Raw genomic sequence first — 21,366 nt, 5'->3', positions numbered from 1 at the left:
GGAGACGAGCGATGTGTCTTGCGGTTCCCGGAAAAGTGCTCAGCGTCCACGAACGCGATGGCACGCTGATGTCGGAGGTCGACTTCGGCGGCGTGCACAAAGACGTATGTCTGCAATACATCCCGGACGTGGCGGTCGGTGATTACGTTGTGGTGCACGTCGGGTTCGCGATCCAACGCCTGGATGAAGAATCCGCATTGCGGACGCTGGACGAGTTCGAACATCTCGGCGTACTGAAGGAGGAGTTCGGCGACGGCTTCGCGCTCGCGGCGAAACAGGCCGGTGTCGACAACCCCGATGCCCCTCAGCCCGGGGCGAGCAATTCCGACGCATCCGCGGCGGGAGCGACCGTCGACGACCAGGAGGCGAAGTCATGAAATACCTGGACGAATTCAGCAATCCAGAGCTGGCGCGGCATCTACTCGACCGCATCCGCGCCACCACCAGCAAGCGCTGGTCGATCATGGAAGTGTGTGGCGGACAGACACATTCGATCATCCGCCACGGTATCGACCAGCTGTTGCCCGATCAGATCGAGATGATCCACGGGCCTGGTTGCCCCGTGTGCGTCACCCCGCTGGAGGTGATCGACAAGGCCCTGGAGATCGCCGCACGGCCGGGGGTGATCTTCTGTTCCTTCGGTGACATGCTGCGGGTACCCGGCAGCCACAACGATCTGTTCCGGGTGAAGAGCGAAGGCGGCGATGTGCGGGTGGTCTACTCGCCACTGGACGCGCTGGAACTGGCCAAGAACAACCCGGATCGCCAGGTGGTGTTCTTCGGCATCGGATTCGAGACCACCGCACCCGCCAACGCCATGACGGTGTACCAGGCCCAACGACTCGGCATCGAGAATTTCTCGCTGCTGGTCTCCCACGTGCTCGTTCCGCCGGCCATCGCGGCGATCATGGAGTCGCCCAGCTGCCGAGTCCAGGGATTCCTCGCTGCCGGGCACGTCTGCACGGTGATGGGCACCGGCGAATATCCGCCGCTGTCCGAGAAATACCGGGTTCCGATGGTGGTCACCGGATTCGAACCGCTGGACATCCTCGAAGGCATCCGGCGCACCGTGCTCCAGCTCGAGCAAGGACGCCACGAGGTCGAGAACGCCTACCCCCGCGCGGTAGCGGCAGCCGGTAATCCGGCGGCCAAGGCGATGCTCGAGGACGTCTTCGAGGTCACCGACCGGGCCTGGCGCGGCATCGGCGTGATCCCCAGCAGCGGCTGGCGACTGTCGCCGCGATACCGCGACTACGACGCCGAACAACGCTTCTCCGTCGGCGATCTGCATACCGAAGAATCTTCGGTATGTCGGTCCGGTGAGGTGCTCCAAGGCTTGATCAAACCGCACGAGTGCGCCGCGTTCGGCACCAAGTGCACCCCGCGAAACCCGTTGGGCGCCACAATGGTTTCCTCCGAAGGCGCCTGCGCCGCGTACTACCTGTACCGGCGTCTCGATCTTCCCGCGGAGGTCGCCCATGCCTGAGACCGACGGCGGTGGGGCAGCCGCGTCGCCCCCACTCGACATCGACGGTTGGGTCTGCCCCATGCCGCTGCGCGACGCGCCCAATATCGTGATGGGACACGGCGGCGGCGGCGCGATGTCGGGTGAGCTGATCGAGCACCTCTTCCTGCCCGCGTTCGGCGCGGCCGCCGACACCGAACTCGGCGATTCGGCGGTACTCCCCCTCGGCGATGTGCGGCTGGCGTTCTCCACCGACTCGTTCGTGGTCAAGCCGCTGGTTTTCCCCGGCGGCTCGATCGGTGACCTCGCCGTGAACGGCACCGTGAACGATCTGGCAATGGCCGGTGCCCGGCCGGTTGCGCTGTCGACCGCGTTCATCCTCGAAGAGGGCACCGCGCTGGCCGAGATCGCCCGCATCGCCGAGGCCCTCGGCACCGCCGCGCTCGCCGCCGGAGTCCGGCTCGTCACCGGCGACACCAAGGTCGTCGACGCCGGGCACGGCGATGGCATCTTCATCAACACCACGGGCATCGGACTGGTTCCAGAAGGCGTCGATATCCGACCCCAGCGGGCGAAGCCCGGCGATATCGTGCTGGTCAGCGGTGAGATCGGACTGCACGGCATCGCGGTACTGAGCTGCCGGGAAGGACTCGAGTTCGGTACGACGCTGTGCAGCGATACCGCGCCATTGCACGGATTGGTCGCGGCCATGCTCGCCACCGGCTCGGACGTGCACGAGCTGCGCGATCCCACGCGCGGCGGAATGGCCGCCTCCCTCAACGAGATCGCCCGCGCCGCGAGCATCGGCGTCGAGCTCGACGAACGGGCAATCCCGGTGCCCGACGGCGTGCGCGATGCCTGCGGGTTGCTCGGTCTCGACCCGCTGTATGTCGCCAACGAAGGCAAACTCGTCGCGTTCGTACCCCCCGAGGACGCCGAGCGCGTCCTCGAGGCCATGCGTGCGCATCCGCTCGGCGCCCGCTCGGCAATCGTTGGTCACTGCGTTGCCGAACATCCAGGAATGGTGGTGGCCCGTACCGCCCTCGGCGGTACCCGCGTCGTCGACCTACCCGCTGGAGAACAGCTACCGCGAATCTGTTGAACACGGCGGTGGTCCGCCGACGAGTGAGATGGGACCGTGGGGATGGCAACAGCCACCGCGAGGCTGCGAGCTGCCTGGACCGGATTCGACGGCGGGCAGCGGCGCAGCATCGTCGGTATGGCGGCAACGATCGTCATACTCCACATCGTCGGATGGGGGACGCTGCTGTTGCTGGTCGTGCCCGACGAGTACACGGTGGACGGCGCGATATTCGGCACCGGGCTCGGCGTCACTGCCTACACACTGGGTATGAGGCACGCCTTCGACGCCGACCATATCGCGGCGATCGACAACACCACCCGAAAACTCGTGGCGGACAAGCAGAAACCGCTCACGGTCGGCTTCTGGTTCTCCCTGGGGCACTCCACCGTGGTCTTCGTGCTCGTCGCGCTGCTGGCCCTCGGGGTTACCGCGCTGGCGCGGAACCTGGAAGACGAGGACTCGCGGTTGCAGCGGTGGACCGGGGTGTTCGGCACGTCGGTCTCGGGCACTTTCCTGATCCTCATCGGTCTGCTGAACCTGGTCGCGCTGATCGGGATCTGGCAGGTCTTCCGTGCGATACGGCGTGGCGGCTACAGCGAAGCGCAACTCGAGCGCGTACTGGACACCCGCGGCGTGCTCAACCGGGTCCTGGCGCCGGTCATGCGCGTGGTGCGCAAACCGTGGCAGATGTATCCGGTAGGGCTGCTGTTCGGCCTGGGTTTCGATACCGTCACCGAGGTGGGTCTGCTGGTGATCGCTGGTGGCGCGGCCGCCACCGGGCTGCCCTGGTACGCGATTCTTGTTCTGCCCGTGCTGTTCTCGGCGGGCATGTTGCTGTTCGACGCGCTGGATGGTTCGTTCATGAACTATGCCTATGGCTGGGCCTTCGCCGGACCGATCCGCAAGATCTACTACAACATGGTGGTCACCGGGCTCTCGGTCGCGGTGACCTTGCTGATCGGCGTCCAGGAGCTGATCTCCATCCTGACCGAGAAGCTCGATGTCACCAGCGGGGTGCTCGCCTGGATCGGCGGCCTCGACCTCGCCACCATGGGCTTCATCATCGTCGGCATGTTCGCGTTCACCTGGGTCGCCGCACTCGCGATCTGGCATTACGGCGGCATCGAAAGTCGCTGGAGCGCAACGCTATCGGAGGAGCGGACCTGATGGACGGTGTGGAGATGTTCGCGCGCTACGCGTACGCGCCCAACCACCTCGGCTACTGCGGGCCCGAGCACGCCGCGGCCCTGCGTGAACGCGATGGCGAACAAGTGCGGGTCCTGGCGCGCGGGTTCTCCGGCGCATGGCCCTACCTGCGGGCCATGTCGCGCCTGACCGGCGTCACCGACCCGCTCGATGAGCGACTGGTGGCGTCCTATTGGTTGGGTGGGGGCATCGGCGCCGACCTCGACGGCCCCGAATTCCTCGCCGAGCTGCTGCGACTCATCGCCCCGGTCGCGGGTGTGTACTGGTCCCATCTGGGGCCCGACCTCGCTCCGGAGGCGGCTGCGAACCATAGCTTCCACGTCTTCGGTGTCTACCCGTGGACCAGGGTGCTGGCTGCCACCGGCGGCGACCAACCCTTGGAAATCCTCGACAACTGCCGCATCACCGCCGCGACCGTACTGGATCGCCACCGCGACGACCTCACCATCGGGACCCGCCGGTTGCGCTGGGACGGCGCACGGCTATCGCTGTCGGAGACGATGCGACGAACCATCCCGGTGTGGACCGACGGCTACGCCGCGCTCCCGGACGTGGCGCCGGGGGACGATATCGCGCTCCACTGGGGACAGCCGTGCGGACGGTTGACGGCAGAGCAAGTCGACGACCTCATGAACAGCACGGAACAGCAACTGCGCGTGACGAATCGACGTTTGGCGGCGGCCGCGCACAGTATCGAGTGAACGGCGCCTTCGTCCGGTCGTACCCTCCGCAGGTCAGTACCGTGGGTCACATTTGCTACTCCCGAACGATGGCACATTCCGGACAGACATCATCCGCATCGACAACCGCATTACGGTATTCGCTTGGCACGTAGGGATTTCGGACCACCGCGTAGCTGTGGTGACTGAGATCGAAGACTTCTGGGCGCCGTCTCAGACGTACGCGATGGCCGCGAATGGCTACCTTCGGGCATCCTTCATGAACGCCACAGCGAAGCCTCAGTCGCGTCCGCCAGACCCGGAACTCCTCCTGCGACCTGGGCGTAATGCGCGTACTCTGATGTGTCTAACCGATCAGTAAGGTGTGCCACCGGTTCGCCGGGAGGTGGAGATGCTGAGCATCACTGAGCAGTTCAGCACCGAACGCGCCCCATGCGGGAAGATGCGGGGCGGGGCTCGCCACCGCGAAGATGACGAAGCGGGCCTGGTCATCGACGATCTGCGTTACGACTGTGGTTGCCGCCGGATTCGGCACGAATTCCACGACGGCAGCGTTCGGATCAAAATCGTCCGCCATGACGGCAAGGTCCTGATGGACGAGCACAGCGCCGACTTCGAGGCCTGACGACCGATGCCTGGTGCCACTGCGACCGCTTCGCACGATGTCGTGATCGTCGGCGGAGGCGGCGCGGGCCTGCGCGCGGCCATCGCCATCGCGGAACACAACCCGCGGTTGAGTATCGCGATCGTTTCCAAGGTCTATCCGATGCGCAGCCACACCGTCTCCGCCGAGGGCGGCGCGGCCGCGGTCGCCGGTGCCGGCGACAGCCTCGACGACCATGCGTACGACACGGTCTCCGGCAGCGATTGGCTCTGTGACCAAGACGCCGTCGAGGCCTTCGTCGCGGAAGCACCGCGGGAGCTGCTGCAACTGGAGCATTGGGGCTGCCCATGGAGCCGCCGACCGGACGGGCACATCGCGGTACGTGCCTTCGGCGGCATGACGAACAATCGCACCTGGTTCGCAGCCGACAAGACTGGTTTCCACATGCTGCACACCCTGTTCCAGACCGCACTGTCGTACCGAGACATCGTCAGGTACGACGAGTGGTTCGCCACAACATTGCTTGTCGACGACGGCAAGGTGGGCGGCATCGTGGCTATCGAATTGGCCACCGGACGCGTCGAAACCATTCTCGCCAGCGCTGTCATCGTGTGCACCGGTGGCTGTGGCCGGGTTTACCCGTTCACCACCAACGCCAATATCAACACCGGCGACGGGATGGCGTTGGCCTACCGGGCAGGCGCACCGCTCAAGGACATGGAGTTCGTCCAGTACCACCCGACCGGCCTTCCGTTCACGGGCATCTTGATCACCGAGGCAGCGCGCGCGGAAGGCGGCTGGCTGCTCAACAAAGACGGTTACCGCTACTTGCAGGACTACGACCTCGGGACGCCAGCACCGGTGCCGGTGATGCGAAGTATGGAGCTCGGACCACGCGACCGGCTGTCACAGGCCTTCGTGCACGAACTCGACAAGGGCCGGACCATCGGCACACCGTACGGACACGTCGTCCACCTCGACCTACGCCATCTCGGCGCGGATCTCATCGACACGAAACTGCCATTCGTGCGCGAGTTGTGCTCGAAGTACCAGAACATCGACCCGGTCCGGGAGCTGATCCCGGTACGCCCCGTCGTCCATTACATGATGGGCGGCATCCACACCGACATCGACGGCGCGACACCCCTGGAGGGCTTGTACGCCGTCGGAGAGGTCGCTTGCGTGAGTATCAACGGCGCCAACCGGCTCGGGTCGAATTCCCTGCCGGAGCTGCTGGTGTTCGGTGCACGAGCCGGTCGTGCCGCCGCCGAGTACGCGAGTTCGGCCACGCCCGGCCAGCCGTCGACGGTCCTGGCGCGCGGACGCGTCGAACAGGACCGGCTGGAACGGGACCTCACGCGACATACCGAGGGATCCGAACGCATCGCCAACATCCGCACCGAGATGCAACAGACGCTGGAAACCAGTGCCGGGATCTACCGGGACGGCGACTCCCTCACCGAGGGCGCCGACAAGCTGCGCGAGCTTCGTGATCGGTTCGGCAGCGCTCGCCTCGACGACCACGGTCGGGCTTTCAACACCGAACTGGTGGCGATGCTGGAGCTGTCGTGCATGCTCGATGTGGCGGAATGCATCGCCACCTGCGCGCTGGCCCGGGAGGAATCCCGGGGCGCGCACCAACGGACCGATTTTCCCGCCCGGAACGACCAGCGGTTCCTGGCCCATTCGGTGATCCATCGGCAGCCGGACGGTTCGAGCCGCGTCTCGTACCTCCCGGTGACGATTACTCGCTGGCCTCCGGGCGAACGCGTATATGGGAGGTGATGGCGATGGCGGACCGGATAACCCTGCAGGTCGCGCGCTACCGACCGGATCTGGATGACGAACCGGCACTGCAGTCGTACGAGGTTCCGTTGCACAAGGAATGGACGGTGCTCGACGGCCTCAACTACATCAAGGACTACCTCGACGGAACAGTGTCGTACCGGTGGTCGTGCCGAATGGGGATCTGCGGTAGCTGCGGCATGACTGTCAATGGCGAGCCGAAACTGAGCTGTGCCACCTTCCTGACCGACTACACGCCAGGGCCGGTGCGGGTCGAGCCATTGCGCAACTTCCCGGTGATCCGGGATCTCGTCATCGAGATCAGCGACTTCATGCACAAGCTGACCGCGGTCGAGCCATGGCTGATCAGGGCGGAGCAACGGCCCCTTGATGACGGCGAGTACCTGCAAACACCAGCCGAAATGGATGACTACAAGAAGTTCAGCATGTGCATCAATTGCATGCTCTGCTACTCGGCGTGTCCGGTATTCGCGCTCGAGCCCGAGTTCCTCGGTCCGGCGGCGATTGCGCTGGCCCAACGCTACAACCTCGACTCGCGCGATGAGGGAGCCGCAGATCGGCGAGACGTGCTCGCCTCCGCAGAGGGAGTATGGTCCTGCACCTATGTCGGCGACTGCACCACCGCCTGTCCCAAGGGCGTCGACCCAGCGGGCGCGATCCAACGCTACAAGCTGACCGAGGCCACGCAATCGCTGCGGGATTTCCTCATGCCTTGGCGGGCACAATGACCACCACACCCCGGTTGTATCGAAGGCCGGTTTCCACATTCTGGTGGATGCACCGCCGCTCGTACCTGATCTTCGTCCTGCGCGAACTCAGCAGCGTATTCGTCGCCTGGTTCGTGGTCTATCTCCTGCTTCTGGTCCATGCGGTCGGTTCCGGAAACGAGGAGTACCAGCGGTTTCTGAGCTGGAGCGCCAACCCGGGGGTGCTCGCGCTGAACACGATCGCCCTAATCTTCGTGCTGCTGCACACGGTCACCTGGTTCGACCTGGCGCCCAAGGCGATGGTGGTACGGGTACGGCACCGTCGTATAGCACCGGCGGTGATCCTCGGGCTGAACTACCTCCTGTGGGCTCTACTGACGGCGATCACGCTGTGGGTGGTGCTGCGATGACGAAGCGGAAGTCGCTGGAACCGTTCGCGTGGTTGCTGTTCAGCGTCGGCGGGATGGCCGCCGCGCTGCTCATACCGGTGCTGCTGTTCCTGTTCGGCCTCGCCTTCCCGCTGGGCTGGCTTCCCGCGCCGGACCACGCATACCTGCTCTCGGTATTGCGTCATCCGGTCACCCGGCTGGTCCTTTTCGGACTCTGCGTGCTGGCTCTGTTCCATTGGGCACACCGCTTCCGGTACATGCTGCAGCACGGCTTGCGGCTCGAGCGGTTCAGTGCGCTGATCATCCCGGCCTGTTACGGCGGCGCCATCATCGGCTCGGGGGCCGCCGCTTACATCCTGCTGCGCGTCTAACAGAGCAGCTGCCGGCGGTCCACCACATCGGGGTAGTAGTGGCCCGCAACGGCAACACCATCACCGTCATCGAAGGCAACTCCGGCGATGCCGTACGCCAGAACACCTACAACCTCTCCAGCGAAAATTTCAGGGGCTTCGTACACCCACCGGCTACCTCCAACACGCCCCCGGTCGCGGTGTAACACAGGTAGTTTCGTCGGATGGATGCCGATCCGGAGCGGGCGCGATGGATCCCGCCGGAGTCGATGCCGAACGGAGCCGCCTCATGGGCGACCGGTAGGCCGCACGATGCTCTGCCACCACGCGGAAATACGTTGTGGCACACAAGTACTTGTGGCATCGATGGTCGCCGGGCGTGCTCGGTGCGGTCACGGGGTGGCGGGCAAGATCGGGGGGACGTATTCGAACGTCATGCCGAGCAACCACACGAGCAGCAATACCACCGGCAAGTGGAATAGGAACTGCAGGAACGTGAATCCGACGAGGTCGCGCGCCCGCAGCCGGAGCACTGCCAGCAGCGGCAGCATGAAGAACGGGTTGATGAGATTCGGCAGTGCCTCGGCCACGTTGTAGATCTGGACCGTCCAGCCGAGGTTCATGTGGACCTCGGTCGACGCCTGCATGACGTAGGGGGCCTCGACCAGCCATTTTCCACCCCCGGACGGGACGAAGACGCCCAGCACGACGGTGTAGAGGGCGATGACGATGGCGAAACTTCCACCGCCGCCGATATTGGTGAAGAACTCCGCGAGGTGTTCGGAGATGCTGAGACCGCCCCGCCCCTTTGCCTTGGTGAGGATCGCAGCCATGGCGGCATACAGCGGGAATTGGACGAGAATGCCGGCCGTCGCGGGCACGGCGAGGGAGACCGCTTGTAAGAACTTGCGCGGGGTCCCGTGCAACACCAAGCCCAACATGAGGAAGACGAGCAGATAGCCATTCAGGCTGCTGACAACGGTGAGCACCGGTTTGCTGGTGAGCTGGGAGATCAACCAGCCCGCCGTCATCAGGATGGCCAGGATCGGCAGGATGCGGCTGTACTCGAGCCATTCTCCTGGACGGGAGCGTGGAGGCACTTCCGCGGGCTGATCATCCAGATCGACGTCCAAGTCGTGAGCGGTCTTGATCGCCGCGTCCTTCGGCGCAGAGAAGTGCGCGATCACCACGGTGAGCGCCATGATGATGGCGCACATGAGCAGGGACTGCCACGTGAAGATCGTGTGCCCGAAGTCGAGGACTCCGGTAATTCTCAACAGTGCTGGCGGCAACGAGGCGGCGGTGGCCTGCAGCTGCGCGGCCGATGAGGAAATGCCCAGCGCCCAAACGGCGCCCAACCCCATGAACGCCGCCGCACCCAGCGCGCGATAGTCCACACGCAGGTCGGTCCGACGGGCGATCGCACGCGCGAGTAGACCGCCGAAAACCAGACTGAGCCCCCAGTTCAGAAACGATATCGACATGGAAAGGAACGCAACGAAACTCACCGCACCGCTGGCGCTTTGCGGCACGATGGCCAGGCGGTCGATCAGCCGAGCGACAGGCGGCGATGTGGCGATGACGTATCCGGTGAGAACCACCATTGCCATCTGAAGAGTGAAGGCGGTCAGATCCCAGAACCCGTCGCCGAACGCGTTCACGACTATTCGCGGCGACGAGCCATTGGCCAGTGCGGCAACGGCCACGATCAATACGCCTGCCAGCGCAACGACGTAGGCATCCGGGAACCAATTCTGCGTCCACCTGGCGAGGGACTGCGCGACCCGCGCAAGCCCTTTTTCCGGGCTGGTTGCCTCACCCTTTTCGGCGCCGGTCTCCGCACTGGTGGACGTCATTGGTGCGTTCCTCATCTTTCTCTCGCACGAAGCTGTGCGGTGCATGTGACGCACCGCACTGGCTCGCCCGGCGAGTATTGCTGTTGCACTTCTATTCAGACAAGAGAGAAATGCGCAGGTGTGGTCTGCAAAAATGCAGATACCGACGGCGGCGTGGCCACCTGAATACGCCCGGGGTCGGCACACCGATGACTCATGCCGGGATCCGAATCCGGCAGCGGCGCAACAACTGCCGCCCCACCCGACCGGTGCCACCGCCGCCGTGCAGCGCCATGACGAGGCCGGCCGGTCTGCCGCCGCCCGACCCGAGCATGCACGAGGTGGATGGGTTGCGGCCCGCCGAACCGCAGTTCGCCGACCGGTTCATCGCCGGGTGCGGGCCATGCGGTGTGCGATCATCAGACGGCAGCGCACAGGACAGCGACACTCGTCATTGATCGCCAACACGATCGTCAGTGCGGTTCGGTGTGTCCGCGGCGCGGTGACCTTGGTGTGTGGAACCGTCGCAATGCCGAAGATGCTGGTCACGCTAGCCGTAAGTAGACAAACCCCGGGGCGCATTCTGGTTGAGCCAACCACTGTAGGAAGGAGATGGTGCGCGATGGAATACAACGCAGGTACACCTTCCAGGCCGGCCTGGATCCCTACGGACCTGTACCCGTTCGCAGATCATTTCGAAGAGATCGACGGTTCGCGGGTGCATTATCTGGACGAGGGCAGTGGTCCGCCGCTGATCCTGCTACACGGCAATCCGACGTGGTCGTTCCTCTACCGGGACGTGATCATCGGATTGCGAGATCGGTTCCGCTGTATCGCCGTCGACTATCCCGGCTTCGGGCTCTCACAGGCGGCTCCCGGGTACGGATTCACACCCGCCGAGCATGCCCATGTGGTCGAGCAACTGATCGTCCGGCTCGACCTGCGTGCTGCGACACTGCTGGTGCAGGATTGGGGTGGCCCGATCGGATTCGCGATCGCCACGCGGCACCCCGACCGATTTGCCGCGTTCGTCATCGGAAATACCTGGGCTTGGCCGAAATCTGATCCGGGCACCCAGGCATTTTCACGGTTCTTGGGCGGCCCGATCGGCGGCTGGCTGATCCTGCGTCGCAACTTCTTCGTGGAGCGGATCATCCCCGCGGGTGTCCGCCGCAAGAAGCTGTCCGAAGCAGTGATGAATGCCTACCGCGGTCCGTTTCCGACACCGGAATCGCGTCAGCCGGTACACGTATTCCCTCGTGAAATCCTCGGCAGCAGAGCGTTTCTCGCTGAAGTCGAACGCGGACTGGCGGTATTGCGCGACCGCCCGGCATTGCTGGTGTGGGGCACGGAGGACGTCGCATTCCGCACCCCGGAACGTCGCCGCTGGGAGCAACAGTTCGCAGACCATCGAACCGTCCTACTCAGCGGCGCCGGCCACTACATCCAGGAAGACGCCGCCGACGAGATCGTCGCCGCGGTCATCGAATGGCACAAACGCTGAACCCGTTCGAGTGCTGATATATCGCCAGCTCTCGGATGTTCGGTCGGAGCCTTCCTTCGCCTCAGGCAGCGTCGGGCAACGGCTCGTCGTTTCTGTTGATCGAAGCGGGCGAGGGTCGGTTTCGATGTCCAGTAGATGGCTCTACAAGCCGGACCATGTGGTCAGTCCGCAACCGGATGGGCGAGCCGACCGACGGTGTGCAGGTGACGCAGCGCTTGGGTGTATGAGCCGAGAAGGCTTGTCTGGCAATAGGGAACACCGATTTCAGCGCAGAATTCGGCGACCAGCGGCTGGGCTCGGCGCAGATTGGGCCGGGGCATGGATGGGAACAAGTGATGCTCGATCTGATAGTTGAGGCCGCCGAGGGCAGCATCGGTCAGCCAGCCGCCGTGGACATTTCGGGATGTGAGCACTTGACGGCGCAGGAAGTCGGTGGAACCGGGGTTCGGCAGTACGGCCATCCCCTTGTGGTTGGGTGCGAAGGTGCAGCCCATATAGAACCCGAACAGACCTTGCTGCACCACGAGAAAGGCAATGGCTTTGACCGGGGACAGCACGAGGAACACCGCCGACAGATACAAGGCCGCGTGGACGCCGAGCAGCGCGGCCTCCCGGGCCCAGTACGGCGTCGCCCGCCGTGCCACGGCTCGAACACTGGCGGTGTGCAGGCTACCCGCTTCGAGGAACAGCATCGGGAAGAACAGCCATGCCTGGTAACGGAATATCAGCCGCCGGAGCCCACGGCCGGCCCGCGCTCGCACACCGGAATGTGCCAGCACTCCCATGATGTCGGGGTCAGCGCCCTCGGTATTGGGGTTCGCGTGGTGTCGATTGTGATTGCCGACCCACCAGCCGATGCTCACCCCGATACAAAGATTCCCGCAGATCATGCCGAACAGACGGTTGGCCTGCCGGGTACGAAAGATCTGCTGATGCCCGGCGTCGTGGCCCAGGAACGCGAACTGAGCGAACATCACGGCCAGTAAGACCGCGGTGCCCAACTGCCACCACGAGTCGCCGAGGAGAGCGAACGCCGTCCAGCCGGCGGCCAGCCCGGCCCCGGTGATCGCGATTCGCCAGCCGTAGTAGCGCAGCCGCCTGTTCAGCAGTCCCGCTTGTCGCACTCGGCGAGAAAGCCTGGCGTAATCGCTGCCCCGGTCCGCTACCTGGTTGGGCTCGATGAGCGGCTCGGTTTCGGTCAGTGTCACGCGTTGGTCCTATCGATAGATCACTGGCTGATATCACTGGGTGCTGAGGATGTCCGTAAACCTAACGGCGTGAACCGAATAACAGCCCGACACTGTGCGAACGCTCGGCGTCGGTTACTTGCTGTTGGGCCGTACTTGGCGGACCTCCGGGAAGAGTCATACCAGCTGTCGGGAGGCGGTGCAGGTCGAACTCCGGATCGGATCACGCCTTTCGGGCGCATCAGGAGTTCAGCGGGGTCATCCTATCGTGCCCTACAGCGGCTGAACCGGCGACCGTCATGGTTCGATCCCCGATCGAAAGCTTGCCCTAGCAGCATCCGCAGTCATAAAGGAGGGGGTGGTCGGCGGCGTGTGCGCTGAATTGATTTGTGGCACAGCAGGTCTCGCCGCGCTGAGCATTGATGCCCTCCTTCACCGCTACCGCGGCGATGACGACGGCGGCGCGCGGGTCGGCCCATGACCAGCTGAACAGGCTGTTGTGCAGCAATCCGGCGAGCTGGACCGCGGACGAATAGGTGCACGCACAGCAGGGGCGAATCGCTTGTCAGGCAGGTCGGGTTCGGACTTCACGGAATTGCGTCGCGCACGACGCACCGGAAGCCGAGATGGCAGGTAGCGGTGTCCTCGGTTTGACCTTGTCGGGCCGCGGGACGGTACCGAAGGCAGTAGCACGCCGCGCAGAGATATGAGCCGCCCTTGACGACATGGCTTGGGAAGCGTTGCGGCGCTGTTGATTCGGGTGTTCCTACGTACGGGTTGTGCGGGGTACAACAGGTCGGCGTCGGGTGCTGCGGGCGGAAGTGGTCGACGGTCCACTCCCACACGTTGCCGGTCATGTCGTGCAGACCGTAACCGTTCGGTGCATAGGTGCCGACCGCTGTGGTGCCAGGTGTCCCGGTCTGACCTCGACCGGGGTGGAATTGCCATGGAAACGCACCGACCCAGATGTTGGCCATGCGTCGGCCGGTCGGTTCGAACACGTCGCCCCAGGCATAGGCGGCTCCATCCAATCCGCCGCGGGCGGCAAACTCCCATTCGGCCTCGGTCGGCAGCTGTTTGCCGACCCAGGCCGCGTACGCCGCCGCGTCTTCGTAGGCGATCTGGGTGACCGGGTGGCGGTCGAGCCCGTCGAGTGCGCTACCGGGCCCGCGCGGGTGGCGCCAGCACGCGCCGGGCACATACCGCCACCAGCGGCGCCAGTTGTCCAATGGCACCGGTCCGCTGGTGGGCCGGAACACGAGTGCACCCGGAATCAGGTCTTCCGGTTCCGCGTCCGGATAGTCCTCGGCCGTGGGCGTGCGTTCGGCGACCGTGACGTATCCGGTCTGCTTCGCGAAGCGTCGGAAGGCGGCATTGGTCACCGGGTGCGCGTCGATCCAGAACGAATCGACCCGCACCCGGTGCACCGGCCGCTCCTCGGGGAAGAAGTCCTCGGATCCCATCGCGAAGCTGCCGCCGGATATCCGGACCATGCCTCGCCGGATATCGCGACCGATTGCGGTAGCCACTGATCGCCGCCTCAATCCCGCGAAAATGCCGCAGCCGCCGCCATTTCCAGATCCTGGTAGGGCTTGCCGCTCACATCCGCGATGACCTGGCGCACGGATCCCCCGGTGAACGGGAACGGTGCGCGGTAGCGCGCGGAAACCGACTGACCGCCGTCCCGGCCGACCCGGATGCCCTCCCCTACGCCGGAGAATATGGTGGGCTGGGTCTGCATATCCTCCAGTGAGCCGACCGGGTCCTCATCGATGTACAGGACGGCCTCGCCGGTGGGTGTGAAATTGTCGGGGCGGGTGCCGCGACGTTCGTACCGGATCCCGAGGATGTGGTCGCCCAGCGGTACCGTGCGATCGGAGACGATGGTCTGCTCTTCCTCGCCGAGGAAGTTGTACGTGTAGTACAGGTGGCCGTCCTTGACGTAGAGAGTGTGTCCGCCGAGCCGGCCGCCGTGGGCGAACAACACACCCTCGGCATCGGCGCTGTCGATCGTCGTCTCCGCGAGCAGCGCGAACGACCGTCCCTGAATCTCCAGTGCCGCACCGGGTCCCACTTCGGCGATGCCCGGATAGTAGACAGCATTATCGCGCTTCGCACCGTACGTCGGGCGGTAGCGGGTCATGGCGGAGATGAAGTCGAGATCGTTGAGCGGCAAGCCGTTGTATTTCTCGGCTTCCGAGAACCACAGCGCCTTCAGCTCTTCCAGTTTCTCGGGGTGCACTTCGGCGAGGTCGTGCACCTGGCTGCGGTCCTGCTCGATATGGAACAGTTCCCAGCGGTCCTGGTCGAAATGCCCCCAACCGGACGGACATGCCGCGTGAATGGTGTCGGCGAACCACCCGCGATGCCAGATCCCGCGCGTGCCGAGCATCGAATAGAACTGCGTGTGCTTGCCGACCTCCGCATTCGCGTCATCGAACAGGGCCCGGAAATTAACCCCTTCCAAGGGGCGCTGCGCCACGTTCTTCACCGTCTCCGGGGGTGTGATGCCGAGCAGGTCGTAGACGGTCGGAGTGATATCGCAGACGTTGATGTACTGGTGGCGCACCTCGCCGCGGGCCGCTATCCCGGCGGGCCACGACATCAGGCACGGGTCGGCGATACCGCCTTCGTGCGAGGCATACCGTTTGTACAGCTTGTACGGGGTATTGAACGCCATCGCCCACCCGACGCTGTAGTGGTTGTAGGTGGTCGGTGAACCCAGCTCGTCGATCTTGGCCAGACTGTCCTCGATCGTGTCGACGTAGCCGTTGAAGAACTTCATCTCGTTAGGGGTACCGTTCGGACCACCCTCGCCGCTGGCACCGTTGTCGGAGAAGGTGACGATAATGGTGTTGTCCAGTTGGCCGCTTTCTTCGAGATAGTCCAGCAGTCGGCCGATCTGTGCGTCGGTGTAGGAGAGGAATCCGGCGAACACCTCCGCCTGCCGCCGGAACAGCCGCTTCTCGTCCTCCGACAGCGAATCCCACGCTCGCACCGTGTCCAGCATCGGCCACGGCTTGCCGTCGGCACTGGTGACATTCACATACGGGTTTATGGGCGACAGCTCGGTGTTCTCCGGCATCAGACCCATGCGCTTCTGGTTCTCCAGCACGATCTCGCGATACTTCTCATAGCCCATGTCGAACCGGCCGCGATACTTGTCGGCCCATTCCTGTGGCACGTGGTGCGGCGCATGCCCGCATCCCGGGCACAAGTAGGTGAACCATGGCTTGTCGGGAGCGACCACCTTCGAGTCGCGGATGAACTCGATCGCCTTGTCGGCCAGATCCTTCGACAGGTGATATCCGTCTTCCGGTGCGTACGGCTGCGAGATCGGGTGATTGTCGTACACCAGATTCGGATACCACTGGTCCGCCTCGCCGCCCAGGAAACCGTAGAACCGCTCGAACCCGCGCCCCAGCGGCCAATGCCGCTTGGACGCCGCCAGATTTTCCTCTTCCAGTGGTGTCATATGCCATTTGCCTACCGCGTACGTATTCCACCCGCGTTCGGCGAGTACCTCCGAGCACAAGGCGGTTTCGGCCGGTATGCGACCACACATACTCGGGAACCCGTCGGTGAACTCCTCGATGGTCGCCATGCCGACCGAGGTCGCATTCCGACCGGTCATCAGGGCGGCACGAGTGGGTGAACACAGGGCGGTCGTGTGGAACTGCGTGAACTGCACACCACTATCGGCGATGCGCTTCATATTCGGCATCTCGACCAGACCGCCGTAACAATCCCAGGTTCCGATCCCGATGTCGTCCCACACCAGATACAGCACATTCGGCGCGCCGCGCGGCGCTGTCGGTTCCACATAAGGCCCCCAGTCGGGCACCGAATCACGGATATCGAGCGCAACCTCCCCCTCGAACTTCCTGGCCATCATCCACCTCCGGTAGCGAAAGCGTTCGTTTGCCATTCATCCTGTTGTCCGGACTCCGGATCTCATGCCTGGTACACGTGCCAACGTCGATCGGTGCGGCTGTCGTGTGGATGGGCATGCCCAGCTCCGGCGAACCGTGGAGACGGGCTCGATCATGCGATTCGACGTGTGGCGGTCATGCTCCTCTCGGACGCGATGTCCGGATATTCGCTGATCTACACCTTCCGTAATCAGACAGTACGACGACAGACCACGGTGTGCTCCCGAATCGATCGTTACGGTATTCGCTGGGCGGCGTAGGCGCGGTGCCCCGGAATGATCGCTGACCGATACCGAGATCGGGTGTCCGAAGGTCCCTCGGCAAGCGTCGGTTCGGCACTGTGCGGGGGCACTGTCCGGTCGTAGCGTCGGGGTCGAGAACGTTCCCAGCGGAGGAGACCACCATGCGGGTCCGGATCGTCTACGAGTCGATGTTCGGCAACACCGCCGCGATCGCCAAGGCCGTCGCGGCGGAACTGAGTGCATACGGCGAGGTCGAGGTGTTGGACGTGGCGGCAGCCGCCCAGCGTCCCGAGCCGGCCGTGGATCTGCTCGTGGTCGGCGCTCCGACCCACGCCCTCGGTATGAGCCGAGCACGCACGCGCCGCGACGCGGCGGCCCGGACGGAGGCGCCGGTCTCGGTCGATATCGGCATGCGGGAATGGCTGGATGCGGCGCTACCGGTGCCACCGGGCTCCCGGGCCGCGGCCTTCGCAACCAAGGCCGCGAAACCGTCCTGGCTTCCCGGATCGGCCGCCCGCGGTGCCGGAAAACGGTTGCGGCGCTTGGGCTATGAGCTGATCGACGCACCGACCGACTTCCTCGTCGACGGTATTCTCGGTCCGCTCACCGCGGGCGAACTGGAGCGTGCGCGGGCCTGGGCGGATCACCTCGCTCAAACCGAACGCGACTACCTTGCGCACCGGTCCTGATCTCCTGCTCGGCTCGGTCAGCCGAACTGTCCTCCACGCCACCGACTGCCCACTCAATATCGCCCGCCCACAAAACTGACGGGCTAAGGCGCGACTCGGAGAGAGGTCGTGGCACTGCCCGCCGGGGCCTCGTCGGTTCGAAACCCAGAGGCCGCAGGTTCAAATCCCGCGTAGTACGCGACCGTCGCGATCGCGCACACCACCGTGGCGGCACCGCCGGTGACGCTGAAGTCGAACGCTGTCAAAGTGATTCCGACCAGCGGTCCGGCGACGAAACCGGCCTGGTACAAGATGCGGGTGCATTGCACTGGTGGGCTGGCGCTTTATCGCACCACGCACCCCGGGGATTGTGGGGTGCCGGCGAAGCGGTCGGCGAGGAAGTTCAGGCCGCCGAGGGCCTCGCCTGCGGCGGCTCCGATGTGGGTCGGGAACAGCGAGTGGATCGCGGTGAGGGTGGCGCCCTGAGCGCAGTAGGTATCGACGAGGGCGGTGTAGCCGGCGACGGGGATCTTCTCGTCGGTGACGCTGTGGTACAGGTACAGCGGGGTGTCGGGGGTGGTGCGGCCGAGTTCATTGGGCCTGGCGGCGTTGCGGAAAGCGGGATGCGCCAGCAGGTTCGGGACCGTGGCGAAGTCGTCGACGTGGATGTCGGAGTATTTCTGAGCCATATCCGCACCGCAGGAGGAGGTGCCTGCGGCGCGCAGCGCGCGGCGACCCTCGTCGTTCAGCAAGTCGGCCAGCCGAGAGGCAGGTTCATTGCGGGCCAGCCCGAGCAGGATCAGTATCGCCCCTTCGGCGCCGTCGGCGAGTTGTGCCATCGTCGGGATATCGGTGGGGATTCCGCCGGCGCTGGTGCCGACGAATCGCACGTCTGGTGCATATTCCCGACGCAACTGCGTGGCCCACAGCGTGGCGAAGGCTCCGCTCGAGTATCCAAAGGCGCCGATCGGGCTCGCGGCATCGATGCCGGCTGGCGGGAACGACCGTGCGGCCCGAATTCCGTCCAGGACTCCACGCCCGGACGTCACACCGTCGAAGAGCCGGGACTGCGGCCCTTCGTAATCGCTGACCACGACGGCCCATCCCCGCCGCAGTGCCTCTCCGATGAACGGCGCATCCTGCATGATTCTCGTCATATCGGTGTCGGATCCGCCGCGCAGCGTGACCGACGGCGCGCACCGGGTGTCGAGACTGTTCTCGGGTACCTGGTACGACAACACCGGCCGCGGCCCGCTCCATGGCACCGGCGGCACCAGCACCGTGGTCACGTCCAGCTGCGGATGCTCTTCGGAATCGGTTGTGCGATACCGTAATTGCCACGCCGCCACCGGTATCGGCAGACCGAGCACTGGGATCGTCCGCGTCCCGAGCACCGCGCCGTTGGGATGTGACGCGAGATCGGCGGGTGCGGCATAGAAGGGATCATCACCAGGGGGCGGCTCTGCGGCTTGCGCGACCGGCATCGTCAATGCTGCCGGCAGCATGAACATGGCGAGGGTGAGGGTCACGAGCCAGTGTCGGCCGATCCGCCACCACCTCTCTGGTTGCCAGGTCGCGCCGTCGACCGGCAGACCAGACGCATCGGTCGCCGAACACGCTGTGCGGCAAGCATTTTTCCGATACGTCGACAACAGATGCCCGGATTCCATCACGCCTCCCGCGTCCAACTATCCGACGCGCAGGCACTCCGGGCCTGCATCAACCGGTCACACCACTGAGGGTTTGAATCACGGTAGCATAACGATTTCATATTCACAGCTGTAAAGTTTTCAACAACTATTGCGGCCGCCCAGCAAGGAGGAAATGGCTCGCTGGACCGAGCTGATGCGAGGATGTCTGTTCGCGATATAGCGGGCAATTGATTGGCATACGTAGCTATCGCAGCCAGTCTGTGATTTGTGCACATCGGCTCGCGCCACAAAACCTGATGTTGGAGGCGCAACCCCGATCTGACCGGGGCAAATATGGGTAACGATTCTGTAAATCAGGACTTCGCCGAGCCGGTTTCAGCAAACGTCTGTATGGTGCTGGGTCGAGACCCCGGAAATGGCAGTGCGACGGAATCAGGGACACGGAGGTCTCGGGCAGGAGATGCGATGCCGATACGTTGGGTTCGATGGCTCGTACTGTGGGTCATATCGGCAGCCGCATTCGCCACATTGCCCCTGGGACCGGCAAGCGCCGATCCGGTCGATGACATCCCGGATGGGTTGGAGTCGTTCTATCACCAGCAGCTGGACTGGAAGCCGTGTAACGACGCGGTGCTCGACAATGCGGGAGCCCAGTGCGCGGGTGTTGTCGTACCGCTCGACTACAACCGACCGGACGCACGCACGCTGACCGTAGCGATCTCGCGTATCCCGGCCGCCGACCCGGCCCGAAGGCGCGGGATCATGCTGTCCAACCCCGGTGGTCCCGGCGGTCCGGGCCTGAGCATGATGGCGGGACTCCGGGATCGGTTCACACCGGATGTCCGTGCCCAGTACGACCAGATCGGCATGGACCCACGTGGTATCGGCCGATCGGACCGAATGAGTTGTGCGCTGCCGCTTCCCACCATGTTGTTCTCGGCTGGCTTCGACGCCTTCGGCTACGCGCGCGACGCCACCCTGGCCGCCGCGCTCGCGGCTTCCTGCATAGCACCCGATCCCGAGAAGGCTCGGTCCATCACCACCCGCAATACCGCCCGAGACATGGATGTCATCCGCGGCGTATTCGGTGAACGCGAACTCAACTATTACGGCCTCTCCTACGGCACCTACCTCGGCGCCGTGTATACGCAGATGTTCCCGCAGCGCAGTGACCGGATCGTGCTGGACAGCGCCATCGACCCGGACCGCTACTGGATCGGCACATACCAGGACATGGGTGCCGTCAACGAGGCTGGGCTCGACGACTGGGCGATCTGGGCCGCCCGCCACGACGCCGAATACCACTTCGGTAGCAGCGGACCGCAGGTCCGAGCCTTTGTCGAGGACATGATCCGACGTTCCGCCACGCATCCGGTGATCGGCAACGGCTATCTCATCGATGAACACACCGTGCCGATGATGCTGCTCGCGCTGTTGTCGACTCCGCGGAGGAACACCAACCTCGCCGAGGTCGTACGGGTCGTAGCCGACGCGGTGTCCGGGCTGCCCGTCGACATGGAGCAGTTGAAAGCCAAGATCAGCGGTCCCGTTCCGATGGATGCCTCGGGCCTGGCGGCAGTCCTGTGTGGCGACAAGGCTGCACCCCGAGATCTGGGCTGGTATCGCCGCAACATCGAAAGCGTCCGGGCGGCCCAACCGGTGTTCGGCGCGTTCGCCAACAACGTCACCGCCTGCGCGTTTTGGCCGGACCCGATCGAGCCTCCCACCGCCGTGCACAACTCGACGCCAGCCCTGATCCTGCAGGCAACCCGCGACACCCGCACCGCCTACCAGCAAGGCCTCGGGCTGCACCAGGACCTGACAGCGTCACGAATGGTCACACTGGCGGACACCCGCGTTCACGGCGTCCTCGGCTCCGACCTGAGCCACTGCGCGAACGACATCGTCAACACCTACTTTCGTGACGGCACCCTCCCCGATGCCGACCTCACCTGCCAACGCGACCCCAACTCTCTCCCCGACTGACCAGCCCGCAGCGCCCAGCGACACAATCCACTCGACGGGCCGACCGGTGATCTCAACGATACGGTCGAC

The 21,366-nt window shown here is 64.6% G+C and carries 18 protein-coding genes and 1 pseudogene; 13 read left to right on the top strand and 6 right to left on the bottom strand.

Annotated elements, in window-relative coordinates:
* Positions 1 to 11 precede the first annotated feature (11 nt).
* The 10 genes from AB0J29_RS18770 (at position 12) to AB0J29_RS18725 (ending at position 8,312) form a co-directional block, all read left to right on the top strand.
* On the top strand, positions 12 to 377 hold the full coding sequence (locus AB0J29_RS18770) for a HypC/HybG/HupF family hydrogenase formation chaperone (protein WP_364787238.1): 366 nt from the start codon (positions 12 to 14) through the stop codon (positions 375 to 377).
* On the top strand, positions 374 to 1,486 hold the full coding sequence (gene hypD, locus AB0J29_RS18765; protein WP_364787235.1) for a hydrogenase formation protein HypD: 1,113 nt from the start codon (positions 374 to 376) through the stop codon (positions 1,484 to 1,486). The genes AB0J29_RS18770 and hypD overlap by 4 nt, the downstream gene beginning before the upstream one ends.
* Positions 1,479 to 2,567: a hydrogenase expression/formation protein HypE gene (hypE, locus tag AB0J29_RS18760; RefSeq protein ID WP_364787232.1), complete on the top strand. Its 1,089-nt coding sequence runs from the start codon at positions 1,479 to 1,481 to the stop codon at positions 2,565 to 2,567. Before hypD ends, hypE begins: the two co-directional genes overlap by 8 nt.
* Before the next feature lie 42 nt (positions 2,568 to 2,609).
* The gene (locus AB0J29_RS18755; protein ID WP_364787229.1) at positions 2,610 to 3,716 is read left to right on the top strand and encodes a HoxN/HupN/NixA family nickel/cobalt transporter; all 1,107 of its coding nucleotides are present in this window, start codon (positions 2,610 to 2,612) and stop codon (positions 3,714 to 3,716) included.
* Positions 3,716 to 4,456: a DUF6390 family protein gene (locus AB0J29_RS18750; protein WP_364787226.1), complete on the top strand. Its 741-nt coding sequence runs from the start codon at positions 3,716 to 3,718 to the stop codon at positions 4,454 to 4,456. Before AB0J29_RS18755 ends, AB0J29_RS18750 begins: the two co-directional genes overlap by 1 nt.
* Before the next feature lie 370 nt (positions 4,457 to 4,826).
* The gene (locus AB0J29_RS18745; protein ID WP_364787223.1) at positions 4,827 to 5,060 is read left to right on the top strand and encodes a hypothetical protein; all 234 of its coding nucleotides are present in this window, start codon (positions 4,827 to 4,829) and stop codon (positions 5,058 to 5,060) included.
* 6 nt (positions 5,061 to 5,066) lie between these two features.
* On the top strand, positions 5,067 to 6,824 hold the full coding sequence (frdA, locus tag AB0J29_RS18740) for a fumarate reductase (quinol) flavoprotein subunit (RefSeq protein WP_364787220.1): 1,758 nt from the start codon (positions 5,067 to 5,069) through the stop codon (positions 6,822 to 6,824).
* A gap of 5 nt (positions 6,825 to 6,829) precedes the next feature.
* A complete protein-coding gene (locus AB0J29_RS18735; protein ID WP_364787217.1) occupies positions 6,830 to 7,573 on the top strand; it encodes a succinate dehydrogenase/fumarate reductase iron-sulfur subunit in 744 nt (247 codons plus the stop codon).
* Entirely contained in the window at positions 7,570 to 7,962 is a 393-nt protein-coding gene (locus AB0J29_RS18730) for a fumarate reductase subunit C (protein ID WP_364787214.1), read from the top strand. Before AB0J29_RS18735 ends, AB0J29_RS18730 begins: the two co-directional genes overlap by 4 nt.
* Positions 7,959 to 8,312, top strand: coding sequence for a fumarate reductase subunit D (locus AB0J29_RS18725; RefSeq protein ID WP_364787211.1), 354 nt, complete (start codon positions 7,959 to 7,961; stop codon positions 8,310 to 8,312). Before AB0J29_RS18730 ends, AB0J29_RS18725 begins: the two co-directional genes overlap by 4 nt.
* Before the next feature lie 371 nt (positions 8,313 to 8,683).
* Here the strand turns inward: AB0J29_RS18725 and AB0J29_RS18720 are convergent, their stop codons facing one another.
* On the bottom strand, positions 8,684 to 10,147 hold the full coding sequence (locus AB0J29_RS18720) for a TIGR00366 family protein (protein ID WP_364787208.1): 1,464 nt from the start codon (positions 10,145 to 10,147) through the stop codon (positions 8,684 to 8,686).
* Positions 10,148 to 10,748: 601 nt separating this feature from the next.
* Here AB0J29_RS18720 and AB0J29_RS18715 point away from each other — a divergent pair.
* On the top strand, positions 10,749 to 11,630 hold the full coding sequence (locus tag AB0J29_RS18715) for an alpha/beta fold hydrolase (RefSeq protein ID WP_364787205.1): 882 nt from the start codon (positions 10,749 to 10,751) through the stop codon (positions 11,628 to 11,630).
* A gap of 161 nt (positions 11,631 to 11,791) precedes the next feature.
* Here the strand turns inward: AB0J29_RS18715 and AB0J29_RS18710 are convergent, their stop codons facing one another.
* From AB0J29_RS18710 to AB0J29_RS18695, 4 genes and pseudogenes are all read right to left on the bottom strand, one after another.
* Positions 11,792 to 12,838 carry an acyl-CoA desaturase gene (locus AB0J29_RS18710; RefSeq protein ID WP_364787202.1) on the bottom strand — a complete coding sequence of 349 codons (1,047 nt, stop codon included), beginning with the start codon at positions 12,836 to 12,838 and terminating at the stop codon, positions 11,792 to 11,794.
* Positions 12,839 to 13,145: 307 nt separating this feature from the next.
* Positions 13,146 to 13,358 (bottom strand): annotated as a pseudogene (locus AB0J29_RS18705) (hypothetical protein); the annotation flags it as partial.
* 46 nt (positions 13,359 to 13,404) lie between these two features.
* The gene (locus AB0J29_RS18700) at positions 13,405 to 14,310 is read right to left on the bottom strand and encodes a formylglycine-generating enzyme family protein (protein WP_364787312.1); all 906 of its coding nucleotides are present in this window, start codon (positions 14,308 to 14,310) and stop codon (positions 13,405 to 13,407) included.
* Between the two features lie 47 nt (positions 14,311 to 14,357).
* On the bottom strand, positions 14,358 to 16,709 hold the full coding sequence (locus AB0J29_RS18695) for an arylsulfatase (RefSeq protein ID WP_364787309.1): 2,352 nt from the start codon (positions 16,707 to 16,709) through the stop codon (positions 14,358 to 14,360).
* A 443-nt stretch (positions 16,710 to 17,152) separates the two neighbouring features.
* Between AB0J29_RS18695 and AB0J29_RS18690 the strand changes: the two genes are divergently transcribed.
* Positions 17,153 to 17,680 carry a flavodoxin domain-containing protein gene (locus AB0J29_RS18690; protein WP_364787199.1) on the top strand — a complete coding sequence of 176 codons (528 nt, stop codon included), beginning with the start codon at positions 17,153 to 17,155 and terminating at the stop codon, positions 17,678 to 17,680.
* Positions 17,681 to 18,003: 323 nt separating this feature from the next.
* On the opposite strand, the gene AB0J29_RS18685 is transcribed toward AB0J29_RS18690, so the two are convergent.
* Positions 18,004 to 19,188 (bottom strand): lipase family protein, encoded by a 1,185-nt coding sequence (locus AB0J29_RS18685; RefSeq protein WP_364787196.1) that lies wholly within the window; start codon positions 19,186 to 19,188, stop codon positions 18,004 to 18,006.
* 588 nt (positions 19,189 to 19,776) lie between these two features.
* On the opposite strand from AB0J29_RS18685, the gene AB0J29_RS18680 reads away from it, so the two are divergent.
* Positions 19,777 to 21,297, top strand: a complete 1,521-nt coding sequence (locus AB0J29_RS18680) for an alpha/beta fold hydrolase (protein ID WP_364787193.1) — start codon at positions 19,777 to 19,779, stop codon at positions 21,295 to 21,297.
* Positions 21,298 to 21,366: the final 69 nt, after the last annotated feature.

It is taken from the genome of Nocardia sp. NPDC049707, assembly GCF_040674855.1.
Taxonomy (GTDB): Bacteria; Actinomycetota; Actinomycetes; order Mycobacteriales; family Mycobacteriaceae; genus Nocardia.
Note: the sequence above shows the minus strand (reverse complement) of the source record. Positions and strands in the feature narration are given on the sequence as shown.